This is a genomic window from Citrobacter europaeus (genome assembly GCA_020099315.1).
GTDB classification, from domain to species: Bacteria; Pseudomonadota; Gammaproteobacteria; order Enterobacterales; family Enterobacteriaceae; genus Citrobacter; species Citrobacter europaeus.
In genome coordinates this window covers 694,294-714,054 of record CP083650.1, presented here as the reverse complement: position 1 = coordinate 714,054, position 19,761 = coordinate 694,294, and the positions used below count along the sequence as shown (strand labels likewise).

At 54.6% G+C, this 19,761-nt stretch carries 15 protein-coding genes; all 15 read right to left on the bottom strand.

All coding sequences use genetic code 11. The features are described from left to right. Positions 1 to 13: 13 nt before the first annotated feature. Positions 14 to 2,719, bottom strand: coding sequence for a preprotein translocase subunit SecA (gene secA / locus LA337_03370; protein UBI16750.1), 2,706 nt, complete (start codon positions 2,717 to 2,719; stop codon positions 14 to 16). A 60-nt stretch (positions 2,720 to 2,779) separates the two neighbouring features. Then, on the bottom strand, positions 2,780 to 3,286 hold the full coding sequence (gene secM / locus LA337_03365) for a secA translation cis-regulator SecM (protein UBI16749.1): 507 nt from the start codon (positions 3,284 to 3,286) through the stop codon (positions 2,780 to 2,782). A gap of 402 nt (positions 3,287 to 3,688) precedes the next feature. Next, positions 3,689 to 4,606 (bottom strand): UDP-3-O-acyl-N-acetylglucosamine deacetylase, encoded by a 918-nt coding sequence (gene lpxC / locus LA337_03360; GenBank protein UBI16748.1) that lies wholly within the window; start codon positions 4,604 to 4,606, stop codon positions 3,689 to 3,691. Positions 4,607 to 4,706: 100 nt separating this feature from the next. After that, the gene (gene ftsZ, locus LA337_03355) at positions 4,707 to 5,858 is read right to left on the bottom strand and encodes a cell division protein FtsZ (protein ID UBI16747.1); all 1,152 of its coding nucleotides are present in this window, start codon (positions 5,856 to 5,858) and stop codon (positions 4,707 to 4,709) included. Between the two features lie 62 nt (positions 5,859 to 5,920). Beyond that, on the bottom strand, positions 5,921 to 7,183 hold the full coding sequence (gene ftsA / locus LA337_03350; GenBank protein UBI16746.1) for a cell division protein FtsA: 1,263 nt from the start codon (positions 7,181 to 7,183) through the stop codon (positions 5,921 to 5,923). After that, positions 7,180 to 8,013, bottom strand: coding sequence for a cell division protein FtsQ (gene ftsQ / locus LA337_03345; GenBank protein UBI16745.1), 834 nt, complete (start codon positions 8,011 to 8,013; stop codon positions 7,180 to 7,182). Before ftsQ ends, ftsA begins: the two co-directional genes overlap by 4 nt. A gap of 1 nt (position 8,014) precedes the next feature. Further along, entirely contained in the window at positions 8,015 to 8,935 is a 921-nt protein-coding gene (locus LA337_03340) for a D-alanine--D-alanine ligase (GenBank protein ID UBI16744.1), read from the bottom strand. After that, a complete protein-coding gene (murC, locus tag LA337_03335) occupies positions 8,928 to 10,403 on the bottom strand; it encodes a UDP-N-acetylmuramate--L-alanine ligase (protein ID UBI16743.1) in 1,476 nt (491 codons plus the stop codon). Before murC ends, LA337_03340 begins: the two co-directional genes overlap by 8 nt. A 51-nt stretch (positions 10,404 to 10,454) precedes the next feature. After that, complete coding sequence (murG, locus tag LA337_03330) at positions 10,455 to 11,522, bottom strand: undecaprenyldiphospho-muramoylpentapeptide beta-N-acetylglucosaminyltransferase (protein UBI16742.1); 1,068 nt, start codon at positions 11,520 to 11,522, stop codon at positions 10,455 to 10,457. Then, entirely contained in the window at positions 11,519 to 12,763 is a 1,245-nt protein-coding gene (gene ftsW, locus LA337_03325) for a cell division protein FtsW (protein ID UBI16741.1), read from the bottom strand. The genes murG and ftsW overlap by 4 nt, the downstream gene beginning before the upstream one ends. Next, a complete protein-coding gene (gene murD, locus LA337_03320) occupies positions 12,763 to 14,079 on the bottom strand; it encodes a UDP-N-acetylmuramoyl-L-alanine--D-glutamate ligase (GenBank protein UBI16740.1) in 1,317 nt (438 codons plus the stop codon). Before murD ends, ftsW begins: the two co-directional genes overlap by 1 nt. Before the next feature lie 2 nt (positions 14,080 to 14,081). Beyond that, positions 14,082 to 15,164 carry a phospho-N-acetylmuramoyl-pentapeptide-transferase gene (gene mraY / locus LA337_03315; protein ID UBI16739.1) on the bottom strand — a complete coding sequence of 361 codons (1,083 nt, stop codon included), beginning with the start codon at positions 15,162 to 15,164 and terminating at the stop codon, positions 14,082 to 14,084. Then, positions 15,158 to 16,516, bottom strand: coding sequence for a UDP-N-acetylmuramoyl-tripeptide--D-alanyl-D-alanine ligase (murF, locus tag LA337_03310; protein ID UBI16738.1), 1,359 nt, complete (start codon positions 16,514 to 16,516; stop codon positions 15,158 to 15,160). Before murF ends, mraY begins: the two co-directional genes overlap by 7 nt. Continuing rightward, a complete protein-coding gene (murE, locus tag LA337_03305; GenBank protein ID UBI16737.1) occupies positions 16,513 to 18,000 on the bottom strand; it encodes a UDP-N-acetylmuramoyl-L-alanyl-D-glutamate--2,6-diaminopimelate ligase in 1,488 nt (495 codons plus the stop codon). Before murE ends, murF begins: the two co-directional genes overlap by 4 nt. Beyond that, positions 17,987 to 19,753: a peptidoglycan glycosyltransferase FtsI gene (gene ftsI / locus LA337_03300; GenBank protein ID UBI16736.1), complete on the bottom strand. Its 1,767-nt coding sequence runs from the start codon at positions 19,751 to 19,753 to the stop codon at positions 17,987 to 17,989. Before ftsI ends, murE begins: the two co-directional genes overlap by 14 nt. Between the last annotated feature and the right edge of the window lie 8 nt (positions 19,754 to 19,761).

Below are 19,761 nucleotides of genomic sequence, written 5' to 3'. Positions count from 1 at the left end.
GTAAGTTATTTTATTAGCTCAGACGGCCATGGCACTGTTTGTACTTTTTGCCAGAACCGCAAGGACACGGATCGTTACGACCCACTTTACGATCGCCGGTTTGTGCTGCCAGCTCTTCTGCCGCGGCAGAATCGTCACCTTTATGGCTCAACTGCTGCATCTGCGCTAAACGTTCAGCTTCTTCACGACGCTGCTGCTCCATCGCTTCTACTTCTTCAGGCATACGTACCTGAACTTTGCTCAGGGTGCTGATCACTTCGTACTTCAGTGATTCCAGCATTGATGCAAACATAGAGAAGGATTCACGCTTGTATTCCTGCTTCGGATCTTTTTGCGCATAACCACGCAGGTGAATACCCTGACGCAGGTAGTCCATCGCCGCAAGGTGCTCTTTCCACAGAGAGTCGAGAGTTTGCAGCATCACGCCTTTTTCGAAGTGACGCATCATCTCCGCGCCCACAACTTCTTCTTTACGCTGATAAACTTCGATAGCGTTTGCCAGAATACGTTCACGCAGCGTTTCTTCATGCAGCTCAGGTTCTTTATCCAGCCATTCTGAAATCGGCATGTCCAGATCGAAGTCGTTTTTCAGACGTTCCTGCAGACCCGGGATATCCCACATTTCTTCCAGAGACTGCGGCGGAATATAGGCATCAATCGTCGCTTTGAAGACATCTTCACGGATGCTGTTGATGGTCTCGCTAACGTCAGTTACGTCCAGCAGTTCGTTACGCTGGGTGTAGATTGCACGGCGCTGGTCGTTGGCAACGTCATCATATTCCAGCAGTTGCTTACGAATATCGAAGTTGCGGCTTTCCACTTTACGCTGCGCGTTTGCAATCGCTTTAGTTACCCACGGGTGTTCAATCGCTTCACCTGGCTTCATGCCCAGTTTACGCATCATGCCGGACACGCGGTCAGAGGCAAAAATACGCATCAGCGCATCTTCCATCGACAGATAGAAACGGGAAGAACCCGCATCACCCTGACGACCCGAACGACCACGCAGCTGGTTATCGATACGACGAGATTCGTGGCGCTCAGTACCGATAATATGTAAACCACCGGCGGCTAACACCGCATCATGGCGAACCTGCCACTCTGCTTTGATCTGCGCAATTTGTTCCGGAGTCGGGTTTTCCAGCTCGGCAACTTCCGCCTGCCAGCTACCGCCCAGCACGATATCGGTACCACGACCCGCCATGTTCGTCGCGATAGTCACGGCTGACGGATAACCCGCCTGAGCAACGATATCCGCTTCGCTGGCGTGGAACTTAGCGTTCAGGACGTTGTGCTTGATACCGGCTTTAGTTAATTCGTTAGAGACCACTTCCGATTTTTCAATGGAGATAGTACCCACCAGCACCGGCTGGCCATTTGCGGTACGTTCTTTAATATCTTCAATGATCGCCTGAATTTTTTCCGCTTCGGTCATGTACACCAGATCCGGTAAATCCTTACGGATCATCGGACGGTTGGTCGGCACAACCACGGTATCCAGTTTGTAGATGGAACTGAATTCAAAGGCTTCAGTGTCTGCTGTACCAGTCATACCGGCCAGTTTTTCGTACAAACGGAAGTAGTTCTGGAAGGTAATAGATGCCAGCGTCTGGTTCTCGTTCTGGATATCTACGCCTTCTTTGGCTTCAACGGCCTGGTGCAGACCATCGGACCAGCGACGGCCCTGCATGGTACGACCGGTGTGTTCGTCGACGATGATCACTTCACCGTCTTTCACGATGTAGTCAACGTCGCGGGTAAACAGTACGTGTGCGCGCAGCGCGGCAGTCACGTGGTGCATCAGCATAATGTTGCCCGGAGAGTACAGCGACTCGCCCTCATCCATAATGCCTTCGTTAACCAACAGCTCTTCAATCAGCACCAGACCACGTTCAGTCAGGTTAACCTGGCGCGCTTTCTCATCAACGGAGAAGTGGCCCTCACCCTGGAACGTGTCGGAATCTTCCTTCTCCTGACGAATCAGGTGCGGGATGATTTTGTTCACTTTTTTATACATTTCCGAGCTGTCTTCAGCCGGACCGGAAATGATCAGCGGCGTACGCGCTTCATCGATCAGGATGGAGTCGACTTCATCGACCAGCGCATAGTGCAGTTTTCGCTGAACGCGCTCTTCCGGGCTAAACGCCATGTTGTCGCGCAGGTAGTCAAAGCCGTATTCGTTGTTGGTACCGTAAGTAATATCGGCATTGTAGGCTTCACGCTTGGCTGGCGCAGGCAGGCCAGACATGTTGATACCCACGGTCATGCCGAGGAATTCAAACAGCGGGCGGTTATTTTCGGCGTCACGCTGAGCCAGGTAGTCGTTCACGGTAACCACGTGTACGCCCTTCCCGCTTAATGCGTTCAGGTAGGCAGGCAGCGTGGCGGTCAGGGTTTTACCTTCACCTGTACGCATTTCCGCGATGCAGCGATCGTTCAGGACCATACCGCCCAGCAGCTGAACGTCGAAGTGGCGCATGCCGAACACACGCTTACTCGCTTCGCGGACCACCGCGAATGCTTCCGGGATCAGGCTCTCAACGCTGGCGCCTTTTTCCAGACGGGCGCGGAATTCAGCGGTCTTCGCTTTCAGCTCATCATCGGAGAGTTTTTCCATCTCCGGTTCCATTGCGTTGATGACATTGACCACTTTGCGCATACGACGCAGCGTACGCTCGTTACGGCTACCGAATACTTTTGTTAATAATTTGATTAGCATAATAAAATCTCAAACGCCCCGCATTGCGGAGTCAAAAATTATAAGTTGGAAGGTTCTTTTTTAGCTGAGGCGTTGAGGGCCAGCGCGGATTCCCTGCAGCTGACTGATCCAGACCGGAACGCTAAACGCGGCCTGAGAGGTAAAATGGGCGTATGTCACGCGACTCACGGTCGCGGGCGGTCTGCCTTCTTGCGTCAGCATCGCGCTGAGCGTATTCAGTAACGCAAGATGGTGCGCCTGGATTGGCAACGGCTCTTCGGCAACGGGTAGCGCCTGAGGGGCCATAGCAAAAGAAAGATGGCGAATAACCGTACGAATAGCATGCTGATGCCAGTAGTCGACGGTAAAATTCGGGCGGCGATTGGTCGCTTCCAGCAAAGCAAGCTGGTTAAAGTTAACTTTAGCGCCTTGATCGTGATTGCTGGCGGTCGCCTTCGCAGGGGTATTAGGTTCAGCAGCATTACCGAGCGCGGGCAGGCCAAAACTAGCCGCGACCATCCCCAACAGGAGATGCGGCCAGAAGTACCGTCTGCCTAACTGTCGCCAGCGCGTCAGTATTCCACTCACGTTATTGCCACCTGATATACCCTGCGTTTGGGGTTACAAATGCAAAACCATTTTTGCGCACAAATATTACCATTAATGCGTTCGCACCACAGCAGTAATGACGCAAGTCGCGGGTAAATATGCTTAAGAAAGCAGCGATCGAACGGTATTTTAATCTACCTGTGGGAAAAGTCGCTTCAGAGAAGGTGGTTTGCAATCGGAAGATAAAAAAACGACTGGCTCACCTGGCCGGAGAGAGTGCCAGATTAACCAGTCGAATTTATGCGACAGGTATACACTTCATCTTTCAAGCTGCCCCTTTGTTGGCTGCTTTCTCTCACCCCAGTCACGTACTAGTGTACGCTCCTGCGGATTCGTTCAGTTGCCGCCTTGATGCAACTTGAATGATTTTGTGTATAGTTATTATGCCAGTACGGTCGAAGGTGCTTTGAACGCCAGTGGCAGTTCTGCATCGTCCTGGAAGGTCACATATTCCCAGGCTTCCTGTTTTGCCAGGACCGCCTGCAACAGTTTGTTATTCAATGCATGACCGGATTTATACGCGGTGAATGCACCAATAATGTTATGACCACACATGAACAAGTCACCAATCGCGTCGAGCATTTTGTGACGAACGAATTCGTCTTCAAAACGCAGGCCGTCTTCGTTCAATACGCGATAATCGTCAACAACGATGGCACAATCGAAGCTGCCGCCCAGGCACAGGCCGCGGGACTGCAGATATTCGATATCACGCATGAAGCCGAAAGTACGCGCGCGGCTGATCTGGCGCATGAACGCATCCGCAGAGAAGTTCATCGCGTAGCGCTGCGTGCTGGAGTCGATTGCCGGATGGTTAAAGTCGATGGTGAAATCCAACGTAAAACCATTGTATGGCTTAAACTCAGCCCACTTATCGCCATCTTCGACACGAACGGTCTCTTTGATGCGAACAAATTTTTTGGCGCTGCTCAGTTCTTCAATACCTGCATCAAGCAGCAGATAAACGAACGGAGCGGCACTGCCATCCATAATCGGGATTTCCGGGGCGTTAACTTCAATAACGATGTTATCGATACCTAAGCCCGCCAGAGCAGCATTAAGGTGCTCTACGGTTGAAATCCGCACATCATGCTCATTGACCAGACACGTACAGAGCATGGTATCACGCACAGATTTGGCATCGGCCGGGAAATCTACCGGAGGATTCAAGTCGGTGCGACGATAGATGACCCCGGTGTTGGCCGGCGCAGGGCGTAATGTCAGGGTGACTTTTTTGCCGGTATGTAAACCGACGCCAGTCGCCTGAACGATACGTTTAAGAGTCCTTTGTTTGATCATCGTATAATCTCGCCAAATTACCTATCCAACCGAAGTGTACTATACATTCGGTGGGCCAGTTTAGCACAAAGAGCCACAATTCCCAAATTCCAGCTAATTCTTAATCAGCTTGCTTACGCAGGAATGCTGGGATATCCAGATAATCCGGCTCTTTCGTGGTTTGCGGCGTATTGTCGTTAACCACTTTCGCTACCGGTTTCTGCTCTTGCGTCAACGGCGCCATACCGTGCTGCTGGTAACGATCCATTACCGGCTGCTGTACCTGCTTGTTGGTCACCAGAGTGATTTCAGGACGCTTGTCCATACCAATTCCAGTCGCCACAACGGTCACGCGCAGTTCGTCGTTCATATCCGGATCCAGAGAGGTACCGATAACCACAGTCGCGTTATCCGATGCAAATGCACGGATCGTGTTACCCACGGTTTCAAACTCATCCAGACGCAGGTCGAAGCCCGCAGTAATGTTGACCAGCACACCACGCGCGCCGGACAGATCGATGTCTTCCAGCAGCGGAGAAGAGATAGCCATTTCAGCCGCTTCTTCTGCACGGTCTTCACCGCTTGCCACGCCGGAGCCCATCATCGCGTAGCCCATTTCGGACATCACGGTGCGCACGTCTGCAAAGTCGACGTTCATCAGACCCGGACGAGTAATCAGTTCAGCGATACCCTGAACCGCGCCTTTCAGCACGTCGTTCGCTGCGCCAAACGCATCCAGCAGGGAGATACCGCGACCCAGCACTTTCAGCAGCTTGTCGTTCGGGATAGTGATCAGAGAGTCCACATGTTTGGACAGCTCGGTGATACCCTGCTCTGCGAATGCCATACGCTTCTTGCCTTCAAAGTTGAAAGGCTTAGTCACGACGGCAACGGTCAGGATACCTAAATCTTTTGCTACTTCAGCCACCACTGGCGCTGCACCGGTACCGGTACCGCCACCCATGCCAGCTGCGATGAACACCATGTCTGCGCCGTCAAGCGCTGCACGCAGAGCTTCACGATCTTCGTCTGCCGCATTACGACCGACTTCCGGGTTTGCACCCGCGCCCAGACCTTTGGTGATGCCGCTACCAATCTGAATGGTCTGTCCAACCGCCGTTTTACGCAACGCCTGAGCGTCGGTATTCACAGCGAAGAATTCAACACCTTCGATGCGCTCACGCACCATGTGTTCAACGGCATTACCGCCGCCGCCGCCGACGCCGATGACTTTAATCACCGCGTCATTGGTAAGTTCCATAGGTTCAAACATAGTTTCTCTCTCCGTTGTGCCTGTCGCCTGAGACCGTGAATGTGCGTTGGCCTCTTTAAAAATTAAAACTCTTTTCGCAGCCAGCTATTGAGTCGTTTGATCCACGAGCCAACTGATGCCGTTACGCGTTTTTCAACTTCAGCTTCACCACTCAAATGGGATTCTTTCCCGTAGTGAAGCAGCCCCACCGCCGTGGAATAATACGGCTCCTGAGCATAATCCGTCAGACCGGTAATATTCAGCGGTGCGCCAATACGTACTTGCGTATGGAACACGCGCTGTGCGCAGGCCGCAAGACCTTCAATTTGCGCAGCACCGCCGGTTAACACAATCCCCGCCGCCAGATGATGTTTCACACCCTGCTGGCGAAGCTGTTCTTGTAATTGCAAAATTTCTTCGTTGACCAGGTTGAGCAGCTCGGTATAACGCGGCTCAATGACCTCTGCCAGGGTCTGACGTTGCAGGCTACGCGGTGGACGCCCCCCCACGCTTGGCACTTCAACGCTCTCGTCTTTACCGACGATGGAACCCAGTGCGCAACCATGGCGCACTTTGATAGCTTCTGCATCGCTCGGCGGCGTACCGAAGGCATACGCGATATCGCTGGTCACGACATTCCCTGCATAAGGGATCACTTTAGTGTGGCGCAACGCCCCGCCAGTATAAACGGCGATGTCCATTGTACCACCACCAATATCCACCACGCAGACACCCAGTTCACGTTCATCTTCCGTCAACACGGAATAACTGGCTGCCAACCCGGCAAAAATCAGTTGGTCAACTTTCAGGCCACAACGTTCAACGGCTTTGACAATATTCTTCGCCATGTCGTTGTGGCAGGTAATAAGATGGACTTTTGCCTGCATACGCACGCCGGAAAGACCGACCGGATTTTTGATACCTTCCTGGTAATCGATGGCGTATTCCTGCGGAATAACGTGCAGAACACGATGTTCATCGCGAACGCGTACGGATTTTGCCGTATGTACCACGTTCTCCACATCTTCCTGCGTCACTTCCTCTTCGGAAATGGGCACCATACCAATTTCATTCTGACAGCTAATATGCTTACCGGAAAGCGCCAGATACACAGAGGAGATCTGGCAATCTGCCATCAGTTCAGCCTGGTCAATGGCGCGTTGTACGCACTTCACCACTGACTCAAGGTCATTCACCCCGCCTTTATCCATACCTCGCGATGGGCAACTGCCCACGCCAATGATATTGACCATACCGTCGGGCAGAACTTCCCCTACTAAAGCGGCTACCTTCGCGGTGCCAATCTCCAGTCCAACTACCAGTTTTCTGTCCGTCGCCTTGATCATTGTTGTTCTGCCTGTGCCTGATTCTGTTGCTGATTAGATTCCTCAGGAGGCAAGGGAACCCAGCCTACTGCCGCTCCTGAGTCATAACGCAAATCAACGTAGCTAATCCGTTTGCCATCGGTTTGCGCCTGCTGCTGTAAAACCGGGTAGAGTTCCACAAAGCGAGCCAAACGTTTTATCGTATCGCCCCTGCCCAGATTGAGCTTAATATCGTTATTCAGCGTCAACTGCCAGGAACGACGCGCGGTCATCGCCGCTTCCTTCAGGGTGAATCTATCCTTAGCCAGCACCTGCCCCATATCACGGAACCCTTGCAACACTTCACTTGCGCTGCCTTCCGGTCCGTACAACATAGGTAATACCTGCTTATTGGCCCGACCGGTTGGGACGCTGAACGTATTTCCTTCTGCATCCACCATGTGTTGGTCATTCCAACGCGCTATTGGCACATATTCAACCAGATGAATCTTCAATTCATCAGGCCATTGCTTTCTGACGCTCGCCTGTTTTATCCAGGGGAGACGTTCAATCTGGCTCTGGATGATGTTCACATCCTGAGTCATAAAGGTACCCGGAGCACCCAGCGCCAGGATGGACTGACGGATATCGTCATTGCGCGTGTAATGCCGTTCGCCGGTTAACACCAGTTTTGACAATGGCAAACGCTGCGCATCTTCCATCCACCCCAACACTACCCAGCCGCTGACAAACACGGTGCACAGCACTGTCAGCAGGAACAGTATTCCTGCAAGACGCGTTCCATTATTGCGGCGTGAGGAGTTTACTTCTTCTTCATCACCGTTTCGCGTGTTCAGCGCAGCCTGCGACATATCAGTCCGCCAACTCCAGAATTCTTACCACCAACTGCGAGAAGCTCAGGCCTGCCTGACGTGCCGCCATCGGCACCAGGCTGTGGCTGGTCATACCCGGAGAGGTATTGGCTTCCAGCAGATAAAACTGGCCATCGCTGTCCAGCATGACGTCAATGCGACCCCAACCTTTACAGCCCAATGCGGTCCATGCTTTCAGGACTAATTCCTGCAAACGGGCCTCTTGTTCGGCTTCCAGACCTGCAGGGCAGAAATATTGTGTCTCATCAGAGAGATACTTCGCCTCATAATCATAGAAGGTTCCCGCGGGTTGGATACGTATTGACGGTAAAATTTCTTCGCCGAGTATCGCAACTGTAAATTCCGGGCCACTGAGCCATTTTTCAATCAGTACTTCTTCATCATGCTGAAAAGCCAATGCTAATGCACCCTGCAAAGCATTTTCTTCTTCAACTTTTGACATCCCTACGCTGGAGCCTTCACGGCTTGGCTTCACAATCAGCGGCAAACCTAACGCAGAAATTTTTGTAACTGCCTCATCGCTAAGACCTTTTTCGAACTCAGCGCGGGTCAATGCCACCCATGGCGCGACGGGTAAACCTGCGCCCTGCCACAGCAGCTTGCTGCGCAGTTTGTCCATCGAAATTGCGGAAGCCATGACGCCGCTGCCGGTATATGGCAGGCCAATTTGCTCCAGCATGCCCTGCAACGTGCCATCTTCCCCGCCACGACCATGCAACGCAATAAACACCTTCTGAAAACCCATTGATTTCAGAAGAGTGACATCGACCTCTTTAGGATCAACCGGATGGGCATCAACACCACCTTCGCGTAACCCTGCCAGTACGGCCGCGCCGGAATTCAGCGAAACTTCACGTTCTGCGGAGGTTCCCCCTAACAGGACCGCGATTTTATCAGCCATGTTGTTCTTCCTCCGGGTTTTGCGGCTTCAGTTTGATTTCAGCTAAGGAACGCGCGATTTTGCCGATATTTCCAGCGCCCTGCACCAAAATCAGATCGTTGCCGGTTAATACTGGTGCCAGCATTTCTGCCACCAGGGCCGGATCGGATACCAGAATCGGATCGATCTTACCGCGACCACGAATCGTACGGCACAGCGAGCGGCTGTCGGCCCCCGGAATCGCGGCTTCGCCCGCGGCGTACACGTCCAGCATCAACAGCGCATCGACCTGGGTCAGCACGTTGGCAAAGTCGTCATACAGATCACGTGTACGCGTAAACCGGTGCGGTTGGAACAGCATGACCAGATTTTTGTCGGGCCAGCCCGCACGCGCGGCTTTAATCGTGGCGTCCACTTCCGTTGGGTGGTGACCATAATCATCGACCAGCATCGCGGTCCCGGTTTTACCGTTCACTGGCTCAAGCGGGAATTCGCCGAGGAAGTCGAAACGACGTCCGGTACCCTGGAAGCTCTCCAGCGCACGCAGAATAGCGTCATCTTCAATACCTTCTTCCGTCGCAACCGCCACCGCAGCCGCGGCGTTCAGCGCATTGTGGCGGCCCGGCGCGTTTAACGTCACACGTAAATCGGCCATCCCCTGACGCACCAGCGTGAAGTGCCCTTGTGGGCCAATCTGCTGGTAATCTTCAACGCGCACATCGGCATCATCACTAAAACCATAGGTTGTGGTTTGACGACCAACTCGCGGTAACAGCTCGCGGATCACCGGATCGTCAACGCACATCACCGCACGACCATAAAACGGCAAGTTATGCAGGAAATTAATAAACGTCTGCTTTAAATTTTCGAAGTCGCCATGGTAGGTATCCATATGGTCGGCTTCGATATTGGTGACAATCGCCACCATCGGCTGCAAATGCAGGAACGATGCATCGCTTTCATCCGCTTCCGCAATCAAATAACGGCTATGTCCCAGGCGCGCGTGAACGCCCGCGGCCTTCACCAGACCGCCGTTGACAAAAGTGGGATCCAGGCCCGCTTCCGCATAAATGCTGGAGACCATTGCCGTGGTCGTGGTTTTACCATGCGTACCGGCAATAGCGATGCCGTGACGAAAACGCATTAACTCCGCCAGCATTTCCGCACGACGGATCACCGGAATGCGCGCTTCATGCGCCGCAACAATTTCCGGGTTATCCGCTGAAATGGCGCTGGAGACCACCACTACGCTCGCATCGCGCACATTTTCAGGGCGATGGTTGAAGAAAATCGTGGCGCCCAGATTCGTCAACTGCTGCGTCACCGGATTCGGCGCTAAGTCAGAACCGCTGATCTGATAACCTTCATTGGCCAAAACTTCGGCAATACCGCCCATACCAGCACCACCGATGCCGACAAAGTGGATGTGCCGAACGCGACGCATTTCGGGCACGATGGAACGCAGTTTTGCCAGTTGTTGTGTATTCATTCTTTAGCCATTAACTTCTTAGTTCATGCGATGCAAAAGGCATCACCACAATTACGCCCGGGCAGCCCGGCTCACTTCATTTGCCACGCGCTCAGTGGCATCCGGTATGGATGCGGCGCGCGCACGTTCTGCCATGGTTAATAAGGTTTCTCGCGACCACCCGGCAAGGGTGCTGGCGACGGCATCCACAGTAAACTGCGGCTGCTCGAGAATTTTGGCGGCGCCCGCTTTTTCCAGCGGCAGCGCATTCCAGTACTGCTGTCTGTCTTTATGCTGGAACGGCACAAACAGCGCGGGTAAACCTGCGGCGGCAATCTCGCTCACCGTCAGCGCCCCTGAGCGACAAACCACGACATCCGCCCACGCGTAGGCCGCTGCCATATCATCAATAAACTCAGTAACCTTGTGCTGCGGTTGTCCCGCGTCGGCATACGCCTGCTCGACGGTCTGCTGCGCGCCTTTGCCGCTCTGATGCCAGATAGTTACCGCATCGCCAAGCTTTGCGGCAACCTGCGGCATCGTCTGGTTCAAAACACGTGCGCCCTGCGATCCACCGACCACCAGCACGCGAACCGGACCTTCACGACCGGCCAGACGCGTTTCGGGCAACGGCAGCGCCAGCACGTCGGTGCGTACAGGGTTGCCCACCACTTCCGCATTTGGGAAAGCACCGGGAAAGGCCTGCATCACCTTCGTTGCAATCTTCGCCAGCCATTTATTGGTTAACCCTGCAATGCCGTTCTGTTCATGCAGTACAACCGGAATGCCTAATGACCAGGCAGCCAGTCCGCCAGGGCCGGACACATATCCCCCCATTCCCAGCACCACATCAGGCTTAAACTGCTTCATGATGGCGCGCGCCTGACGCCAGGCGTTAAAAATACGCACGGGCGCGGCTAGCAGCGCGTTGGCGCCTTTGCCACGCAATCCGGAGATGCGAATAAAGTCAATTTCAATGCCGTGTTTCGGCACTAAGTCCGCTTCCATACGATCGGCGGTGCCCAGCCAACGAACCTGCCAGCCCTGGGCCATTAAATGGTGCGCGACCGCCAGCCCCGGGAACACATGCCCGCCGGTACCGCCTGCCATCACCATTAACCGCTTCGGTTGACCACTCATCGTGCACCTCGTGTAAACGCCTGGGCTTTTTCCAGACGCGTTTCATAATCAATACGTAACAAAAACATGATGGCCGTCGACATAATCAACAAACTGGAACCACCGTAACTGATCAGCGGCAACGTCAGACCTTTGGTTGGCAGCATACCTGCTGCAGCGCCGACGTTTACCAGTGCCTGGAAGCTAAACCAGATCCCAATGGAGCAGGCTAAAAAGCCTGAAAAACGGTGATCAATTTCCAGCGCCTTACGGCCAATCGACATCGCGCGAAAAGCGACGAAGAATACCATTAAAAGTGCCAATACCACACCGATATAACCCAGCTCTTCCCCAATAATGGCGAAGATGAAGTCGGTGTGCGCTTCCGGTAAATACTCGAGCTTTTGGACCGAATTACCTAAGCCTTGCCCCCAAACCTCACCGCGGCCAAAAGCCATCAGCGATTGCGTCAGCTGGTAGCCACTGCCGAACGGATCTTCCCATGGGTTCCAGAAGGAGGTTACGCGGCGAATACGATACGGCTCAGCAAGGATCAGCAGCACAACCGCAGAAATCCCCATGCCGATGATGGCAATGAACTGCCACAGTTTCGCACCGGCGAGAAACAGCATCGCCAGGGTAGTGACAAACAGCACCACCACCGTACCCAGGTCAGGCTGTGCCAGCAGCAAAATAGCCAGCACCAGGATCACGCCCATTGGTTTTAAGAAGCCGCGCAGGTTGTTACGCACTTCATCAACTTTACGCACCAGGTAGTTGGCGAGATAACAGAACAGCGACAACTTGGTAAATTCCGCAGGCTGAATACGCAGCGGCCCCAGCGCAATCCAGCGCGACGCACCGTTAACGGAACTACCCACCACCAGCACGATCAACAGCATGATGATCGAGGCTATCAGCATCGTCGTACTGTATTTTTGCCAGAACTCCATCGGCAGACGCAGCGTCACCATCGCCAGACAGAACGCGAGGAAGATGTACAGCGCGTCACGCTTGGCAAACAGGAAAGGATCGCCCGCCAGACGTTGCCCTACGGGCATCGATGCCGATGTCACCATCACAAAGCCGATCGCTGCCAGACCAAAGGTCAGCCACAGCAGCATGCGGTCATACATGATCAGGCTGTCCGCGTCTTTATCACGCGAAGCCATCACCCAGCCTTTAAGTGCCGCGAAGACCCACGCCAGGACACCCAGTCCCGGTAAGCGCGGCATTCTCAGACGAGGGAGAGATAAGCGCATCAACCCAACTCCTTCGCCAGGCGGGTAAAGACGTCACCGCGTTGCTCAAAGTTTTTGAACTGGTCGAGGCTGGCGCAGGCGGGCGACAGCAACACCATATCACCCGGTTTCACGCGCGGTGCGAGCAGGCGCATTGCCTGCTCCATGGTTTCAGTTTGTTCCGTAACGTCAGGTCGCAGAGCGGCAAGCTGCGCGCCATCACGACCAAAGCAGTACAGACGAATGTTGTCGCCGGTCAGGTAACGTTGCAGCGGCATAAAGTCAGCGGATTTCCCGTCGCCGCCCAGCAGCAGGTGCAAAGTACCATCAACATGCAGGCCATTCAGCGCGGCCTCAGTGCTGCCCACGTTGGTGGCTTTAGAATCGTTAATCCAGCGCACGCCATTGTGCTCAAGCACGGTCTGAAAACGGTGCGCCAGACCGGTAAACGTGGTCAGCGCTTTCAGACTCGACGCCCGCGGCAGACCCGCAGCATCCGCCAGCGCCAACGCGGCCAGGGCATTGGTATAGTTATGCTGGCCGGAAAGCGTCATCTCTTTCACGTTGAGGACTTTTTCCCCCTTCACCCGCAGCCAGGTTTCGCCCTGCTGACGGTTCAGGTGGTAGTCACCCATGTTGACGCCAAAGCTCACGCAACGCTGATCCGCCCCGCGAATCGGCATGGTCAGCGCATCATCAGCGTTGACCACGCAGACTTTCGCGTTTTCATAGACGCGCAGTTTGGCCGCACGGTACTGCTGCAAGCCAAACGGATATCTGTCCATATGATCTTCGGTGACGTTCAAAATGGTGGCGGCTACGGCGTGTAAGCTGGAGGTTGTTTCCAGCTGGAAGCTCGACAGTTCCAGAACATACAGCTCACGTTCGTCGTCCAGCAGCATCAGCGCGGGCAGGCCGATATTACCGCCAACACCCACGTTCACACCGGCCGCTTTCGCCATCTCGCCTACCAACGTAGTAACAGTACTTTTCCCGTTGGAACCGGTGATCGCAACGATCGGCGCCTGCGCTTCGCGACAGAACAGCTCAATGTCGCCAACAATTTCAATTCCCGCATCGGCGGCGGCGCTCAGTGAAGGATGCGCCAGGGCGATACCAGGGCTGGCGACGATGAGATCGGCGGCCAGCAGCCAGTCATCATTCAGGCTGCCAACATGACGCTCAACCGCTTCCGGTAATTTGTCCAGACCAGGTGGCGTCGCGCGGGTATCCATTACGCGCGGCGTCACGCCACGCGCCAGGAAGAAATCCACGCAGGACAGCCCGGTCAAACCCAGACCGATAATGACGACTTTTTTACCCTGGTAATCAGCCATGATTAACGTACCTTCAGCGTTGCCAGGCCAATCAGCACCAGCATCAGCGAAATAATCCAGAAGCGCACAATTACGCGCGGTTCCGGCCAGCCTTTCAGTTCATAGTGATGGTGAATCGGCGCCATACGGAAGATGCGCTGTCCGCGCAGCTTAAAGGAACCAACCTGCAGAATGACTGACAGGGTTTCTACGACAAATACGCCGCCCATGATCACCAGCAGGAATTCCTGACGCAGCAGCACGGCAATAATGCCCAGCGCGCCGCCCAGCGCCAGCGATCCGACGTCGCCCATAAAGACCTGCGCCGGATAGGTGTTAAACCACAGGAAGCCTAAGCCCGCGCCGACAATCGCCGTACAGACGATCACCAGTTCGCCGGCATGACGTAAATAAGGAATGTGCAGATAGTTGGCGAAGTTCATGTTACCGGTCGCCCAGGCCACCAGCGCAAAACCCGCGGCCACAAACACGGTCGGCATAATCGCCAGACCATCAAGGCCGTCGGTGAGGTTAACCGCGTTACCAGTCCCCACAATCACAAAGTACGCCAGCAGGACGTAGAACAGTCCCAGTTGCGGCATCACGTCTTTAAAGAATGGCACCACCAGTTCGGTGGCGGGGGTATCTTTACCGGCCAGATACAGCGCAAAAGCCACGCCCAGCGCAATCACCGACATCCAGAAGTATTTCCAGCGTGCGATCAGGCCTTTGGTGTCTTTGCGTACCACTTTACGGTAGTCATCGACAAAACCGATAATGCCGTAACCGACCAATACCACCAGCACACACCATACGTATGGATTCGACGGGTATGCCCACAGCAGTACGGAGATAACAATCGCGGTGAGGATCATAATCCCGCCCATGGTCGGCGTACCGCGTTTACTGAAGTGTGATTCCGGACCGTCGTTACGTACGACCTGTCCAAAGGACATTTTTTGCAAGCGGGCGATCATGCGCGGGCCCATCCACAAAGAGATGAACAGCGCGGTCAGCAGGCTGACGATGGCGCGAAACGTCAGATAGGAAAAGACGTTAAAGCCGGAATAATATTTGACCAAATGTTCGGCCAGCCAAACTAACATGTTCCATTCTCCTGTAATGCGCGTACTACCTCTTCCATGGCGGCACTACGTGAACCCTTCACTAAAATCGTCATGATCTGATGTTCTGCAATCAGCGCCTTAAGATGCGCGGTCAGCGCGGTTTTATCCGCAAAATGCTCACCAACGCCGCTGGCATGGCTAATTGCCTGACTCAGTTTCCCTGTACTCAGCACCCGGTCGATACCTGCAGCCTTTGCAGCCTCACCTACCTGTACGTGGCAGGCTTCGCTTTCCGCGCCAAGCTCTGCCATATCGCCAACCACCAGCACGCGGTAGCCGGGCATTTCGGACAGCACCTGTACCGCTGCGGTCATTGAGCCGACGTTAGCGTTGTAGGAGTCGTCCAGCAGCAGCTGATTTTCTGCCAGTTGAACCGGGAACAGACGCCCCGGCACCGCTTGCAGATCCTTCAGGCCCGCTTTGATCGCCTCTGGCGTCGCGCCTACCGCCATAGAGAGCGCAGCCGCCGCAAGGGCGTTAGCAATGTTGTGACGCCCCGGCAGCGGCAGCAGAACATCAATGCTTCCGGTTGGCGTTTGCAGCGAAAACTCTGTGCCGTGTGAGGTCACATGAACGTTATCCGCCGAAAAGTCGCTGTTAGCCGCATTCGGCGAGAAGCGCCAGACTTTGCGATCGCCGATGATGCTTTGCCAGTTCAGCCAGTCGTTGTTGTCGGCATTCATAATGGCGATACCGTTCGCTGACAGGCCGGTAAAAATCTCACCTTTTGCCTTTGCAACACCGGCCAGAGAGCCGAAGCCTTCCAGATGCGCGGCGGCCAGGTTGTTCACCAGCGCCGCTTCCGGACGTGTCAGACCAACGGTCCAGGCGATTTCCCCCTGATGATTGGCGCCGAGCTCAATTACGGCATAGTCGTAATCGTTGTTTAAGCGCAGCAGCGTCATCGGTACGCCGATGTCGTTGTTCAGGTTGCCCGCGGTATATAGTGTGTTGCCGCATTGACTCAGAATGGACGCCGTCATCTCTTTGACGGATGTTTTCCCGGAAGAGCCGGTCAGCGCAACAACGCGCGCCGGAACCTGGGCGCGAACCCACGCGGCCAGTTCACCAAACGCCAGACGCGTATCTTTAACAATCAACTGCGGCAGATCGGTGTCCAACGGACGGCTGACCAGCAGCGCACCCGCCCCGCTCTCTTGCGCTTTGTCGGCAAAATCGTGGGCGTCAAAGCGTTCGCCTTTCAGCGCCACAAACAGGCAGCCCGGCGTCACTTTACGCGTATCGGTTGTCACCGCATCAAGGGTCAGATCGGCCCCTTTTAATTCGCCACGGAGGATCTCCGCCAGTTGGCTGAGCGTTACGCTAATCATGCGATTACCCCCAGCAGACGCGCTGCCGTGACGCGGTCAGAATAGTCGAGGCGCTGTGAACCAACGATCTGGTAGTCTTCATGACCTTTACCGGCCACCAGCACCACGTCATTTTCTTTCGCCTGCATAATGGCGTTTGTCACCGCTTCTGCGCGACCTTCCATTACCTTCGCCTGTCCGGCATCCAGCATCCCCGCCAGAATGTCGTTAATAATGGCGCGCGGCTCTTCAGTACGTGGGTTGTCATCGGTCACCACGACAACATCAGCAAACTCTTCAGCAATCGCGCCCATCAACGGGCGTTTGCCTTTGTCGCGATCGCCGCCGCAACCAAAGACGCACCACAGTTTGCCAGCACAGTGCAGACGTGCCGCCTGCAGCGCTTTTTCCAGCGCATCTGGCGTATGGGCATAATCAACCACAACGGTGGTTTTACCCGGCGCGCTGAACACTTCCATACGCCCGCAAACCGGCTGCAATTGTGTCGCCGTTTTCAGTAAATCAGCTAACGGATATCCCAGCGCCAGCAGCGTCGCCAGCGCCAACAGCAGATTGCTGACGTTAAACGCGCCCATCAGGTGGCTTTCAATTTCGCCGTCACCCCATGAGGAGGTAAAACGAATCGTTGCCCCGCTGTCGTGATAATTCACGTCAACCGCTTTTAACCAACGACCGTGACAGTTCGGATTGATGTGGTCTTCCATCGAAACGGCAACCGCATCCGGGAGTTTGGCCAGCCAGCGACGACCGACTTCATCATCCGCGTTGACGATGGCCTGACCGCATTGGTGCGTGGAATACAGCAGCCATTTCGCGGCTTCGTAATGTTCCATATCGCCGTGGTAGTCAAGATGATCACGGCTTAAGTTAGTAAATACTGATGCGGCAAACTTCAGCGCCGCCACGCGATGCTGAACCAGACCGTGTGAAGACACTTCCATCGCGCCAACCGTTGCGCCCTGCGCAACCAGCCCCGCCAGCACATGCTGGACATCAACGGCTGAGCCGGTAGTATTTTCCGTCGGGATCACTTTGCCCAGCAGGCCATTGCCTACTGTTCCCATTACCGCGCTGGTTTCGCCAAGCAGTTGGCTCCACTGCGCCAGCAATTGGGTAGTGGTGGTTTTACCGTTGGTCCCGGTCACGCCGACCAGACGCATTTTTTCAGAAGGCTCGTGGTAAAAACGGCCTGCCAGTGCAGATAAACGTTCGTTAAGCTGGCTGAGATAGATAACCGGCACGCCGTGCATTTCACGGATTTCACCGTCAGTAGCTTCATCTTTTGCTTCTGCAATAATGGCAGCCACACCTTGCGCTATCGCCTGCGGGATATACCGACGCCCGTCCGCCTGATGACCCAATACTGCGACAAAGAGATCGCCCGATGCAGCCACACGGCTGTCAAGCGTCATCTCCCGCAGTGCTCGCTCCGGTGCACCCGGCACCCATGGAGCAAGAAGGTCGCGCAAATTACGATCTGCCACCTGTTGCCTCGCCTTGATTATTCACAAATTCATTTTTATCGCCCGTTGTCAGCGCATCCGGCTCGATGTTCATGGTGCGCAGTACGCCGCCCATGATGGCACCAAAGACCGGCGCGGAAACGGCGCCACCGTAGTATTTACCCGCCTGCGGATCGTTGATAACAACAACCAGCGCGAAGCGCGGCTGACTCGCAGGCGCAACGCCTGCGGTATAAGCAATGTATTTGTTGATGTAGCGGCCATCCGGGCCTACTTTTTTCGCCGTACCGGTTTTAATGGCGATACGATAGCCTTTAATCGCCGCCTTCACGCCGCCGCCGCCGGGCAGCGCCACGCTTTCCATCATGTGCACCACGGTACGCACGGTTGATTCCGGGAAGATACGCTCGCCAGGAACCGGAGGGTCAACTTTGGTGATCGACAGCGGACGATATACGCCATAGCTGCCGATCGTTGCATAGACTCGCGCTAACTGTAACGGCGTTACCATTAGCCCATAGCCGAAAGAGAAGGTGGCCCTCTCTATGTCAGACCACCGTTGTTTTTGAGGATATAAGCCACTGCGTTCTCCGACCAACCCCAAATTGGTCGCTTTTCCCAGCCCAAAACGTGAGTAAGTGTCTACTAACGCTGAGGACGGCATCGCTAACGCCAGCTTGGAAACACCGACGTTACTCGACTTCTGCAAAACCCCGGTGAGGGTCAATTCGCTATAACGCGCCACGTCTTTGATTTCGTGACCATTAATTCGGTAAGGGATGGTGTTAAGTACGGTATTTTCACGTACCACACCACGCTGCAGCGCCGTCATCACCACCATCGGTTTGACGGTAGAACCCGGCTCAAACACGTCGGTAATGGTACGGTTACGCATCGCATCTTTCGGCGTACCGGTGAGATTATTCGGGTTGTAAGACGGACTGTTGGCCATTGCCAACACTTCACCGGTGTTCACATCCACCAGTACCGCACTGCCTGACTCCGCCTTGTTAAACGCCACCGCGTTATTCAGTTCACGGTAAACCAGCGCCTGTAAACGCTCATCAATGCTTAGCGCAAGGTTATGCGCCGCCTGACTGTCGGTAGAGGAAATATCCTCAATGACGCGGCCATAACGGTCTTTACGTACAATACGTTCGCCCGGTTGCCCGGTGAGCCACTTGTCGAAGCTCTTCTCAACGCCTTCAATCCCCTGACTGTCGACGTTAGTAAAGCCGATGAGGTGAGCGGTCACTTCTCCGGAAGGATAGTAGCGGCGGGATTCTTCGCGCAGATGAATACCTGGCAGCTTCAGTTTCTTGATGTAGTCAGCCATGTCAGGGTTTACCTGACGCGCCAGATAGATAAAGCGCCCTTTCGGGTTGGCGTTAATGCGGGAAGCCAGTTGATCGAGTGGGAGGTTCAGGGCAGTCGACAACGCCCGCCAGCGTTCACCAACGCTCACGCCGCCTGCATCATGCACCTCTTTCGGGTCGGCCCAAATCGCCTTCACCGGAACGCTCACCGCCAGCGGACGACCTGAGCGGTCGGTAATCATCCCGCGTGACGTAGACACTTCCTGGACGCGCAGAGAACGCATGTCGCCCTGACGCACCAACATGTCCGGCGCGATGATTTGCAGCCAGGCAACGCGCCCGAGCAGAAAACCCAGTGCCAGCAAAATACAGCCGCACAGTAACGCAAAACGCCAACTGATAAAGTTGGCTTGTTCTTCCTGGCGTTTTGGTTTGTGCGTTTTTGCCGCTGCTTTCATGCGTCGCG

Coding starts and splice junctions, on each gene's coding strand:
- ftsI (UBI16736.1), bottom strand. CDS start 19,753: ATGAAAGCAGCGGCAAAAACGCACAAACCAAAACGCCAGGAAGAACAA.
- secA (UBI16750.1), bottom strand. CDS start 2,719: ATGCTAATCAAATTATTAACAAAAGTATTCGGTAGCCGTAACGAGCGT.
- murC (UBI16743.1), bottom strand. CDS start 10,403: ATGAATACACAACAACTGGCAAAACTGCGTTCCATCGTGCCCGAAATG.
- lpxC (UBI16748.1), bottom strand. CDS start 4,606: ATGATCAAACAAAGGACTCTTAAACGTATCGTTCAGGCGACTGGCGTC.
- ftsZ (UBI16747.1), bottom strand. CDS start 5,858: ATGTTTGAACCTATGGAACTTACCAATGACGCGGTGATTAAAGTCATC.
- ftsQ (UBI16745.1), bottom strand. CDS start 8,013: ATGTCGCAGGCTGCGCTGAACACGCGAAACGGTGATGAAGAAGAAGTA.
- LA337_03340 (UBI16744.1), bottom strand. CDS start 8,935: ATGGCTGATAAAATCGCGGTCCTGTTAGGGGGAACCTCCGCAGAACGT.
- mraY (UBI16739.1), bottom strand. CDS start 15,164: ATGTTAGTTTGGCTGGCCGAACATTTGGTCAAATATTATTCCGGCTTT.
- murF (UBI16738.1), bottom strand. CDS start 16,516: ATGATTAGCGTAACGCTCAGCCAACTGGCGGAGATCCTCCGTGGCGAA.
- murG (UBI16742.1), bottom strand. CDS start 11,522: ATGAGTGGTCAACCGAAGCGGTTAATGGTGATGGCAGGCGGTACCGGC.
- ftsW (UBI16741.1), bottom strand. CDS start 12,763: ATGCGCTTATCTCTCCCTCGTCTGAGAATGCCGCGCTTACCGGGACTG.
- ftsA (UBI16746.1), bottom strand. CDS start 7,183: ATGATCAAGGCGACGGACAGAAAACTGGTAGTTGGACTGGAGATTGGC.
- murD (UBI16740.1), bottom strand. CDS start 14,079: ATGGCTGATTACCAGGGTAAAAAAGTCGTCATTATCGGTCTGGGTTTG.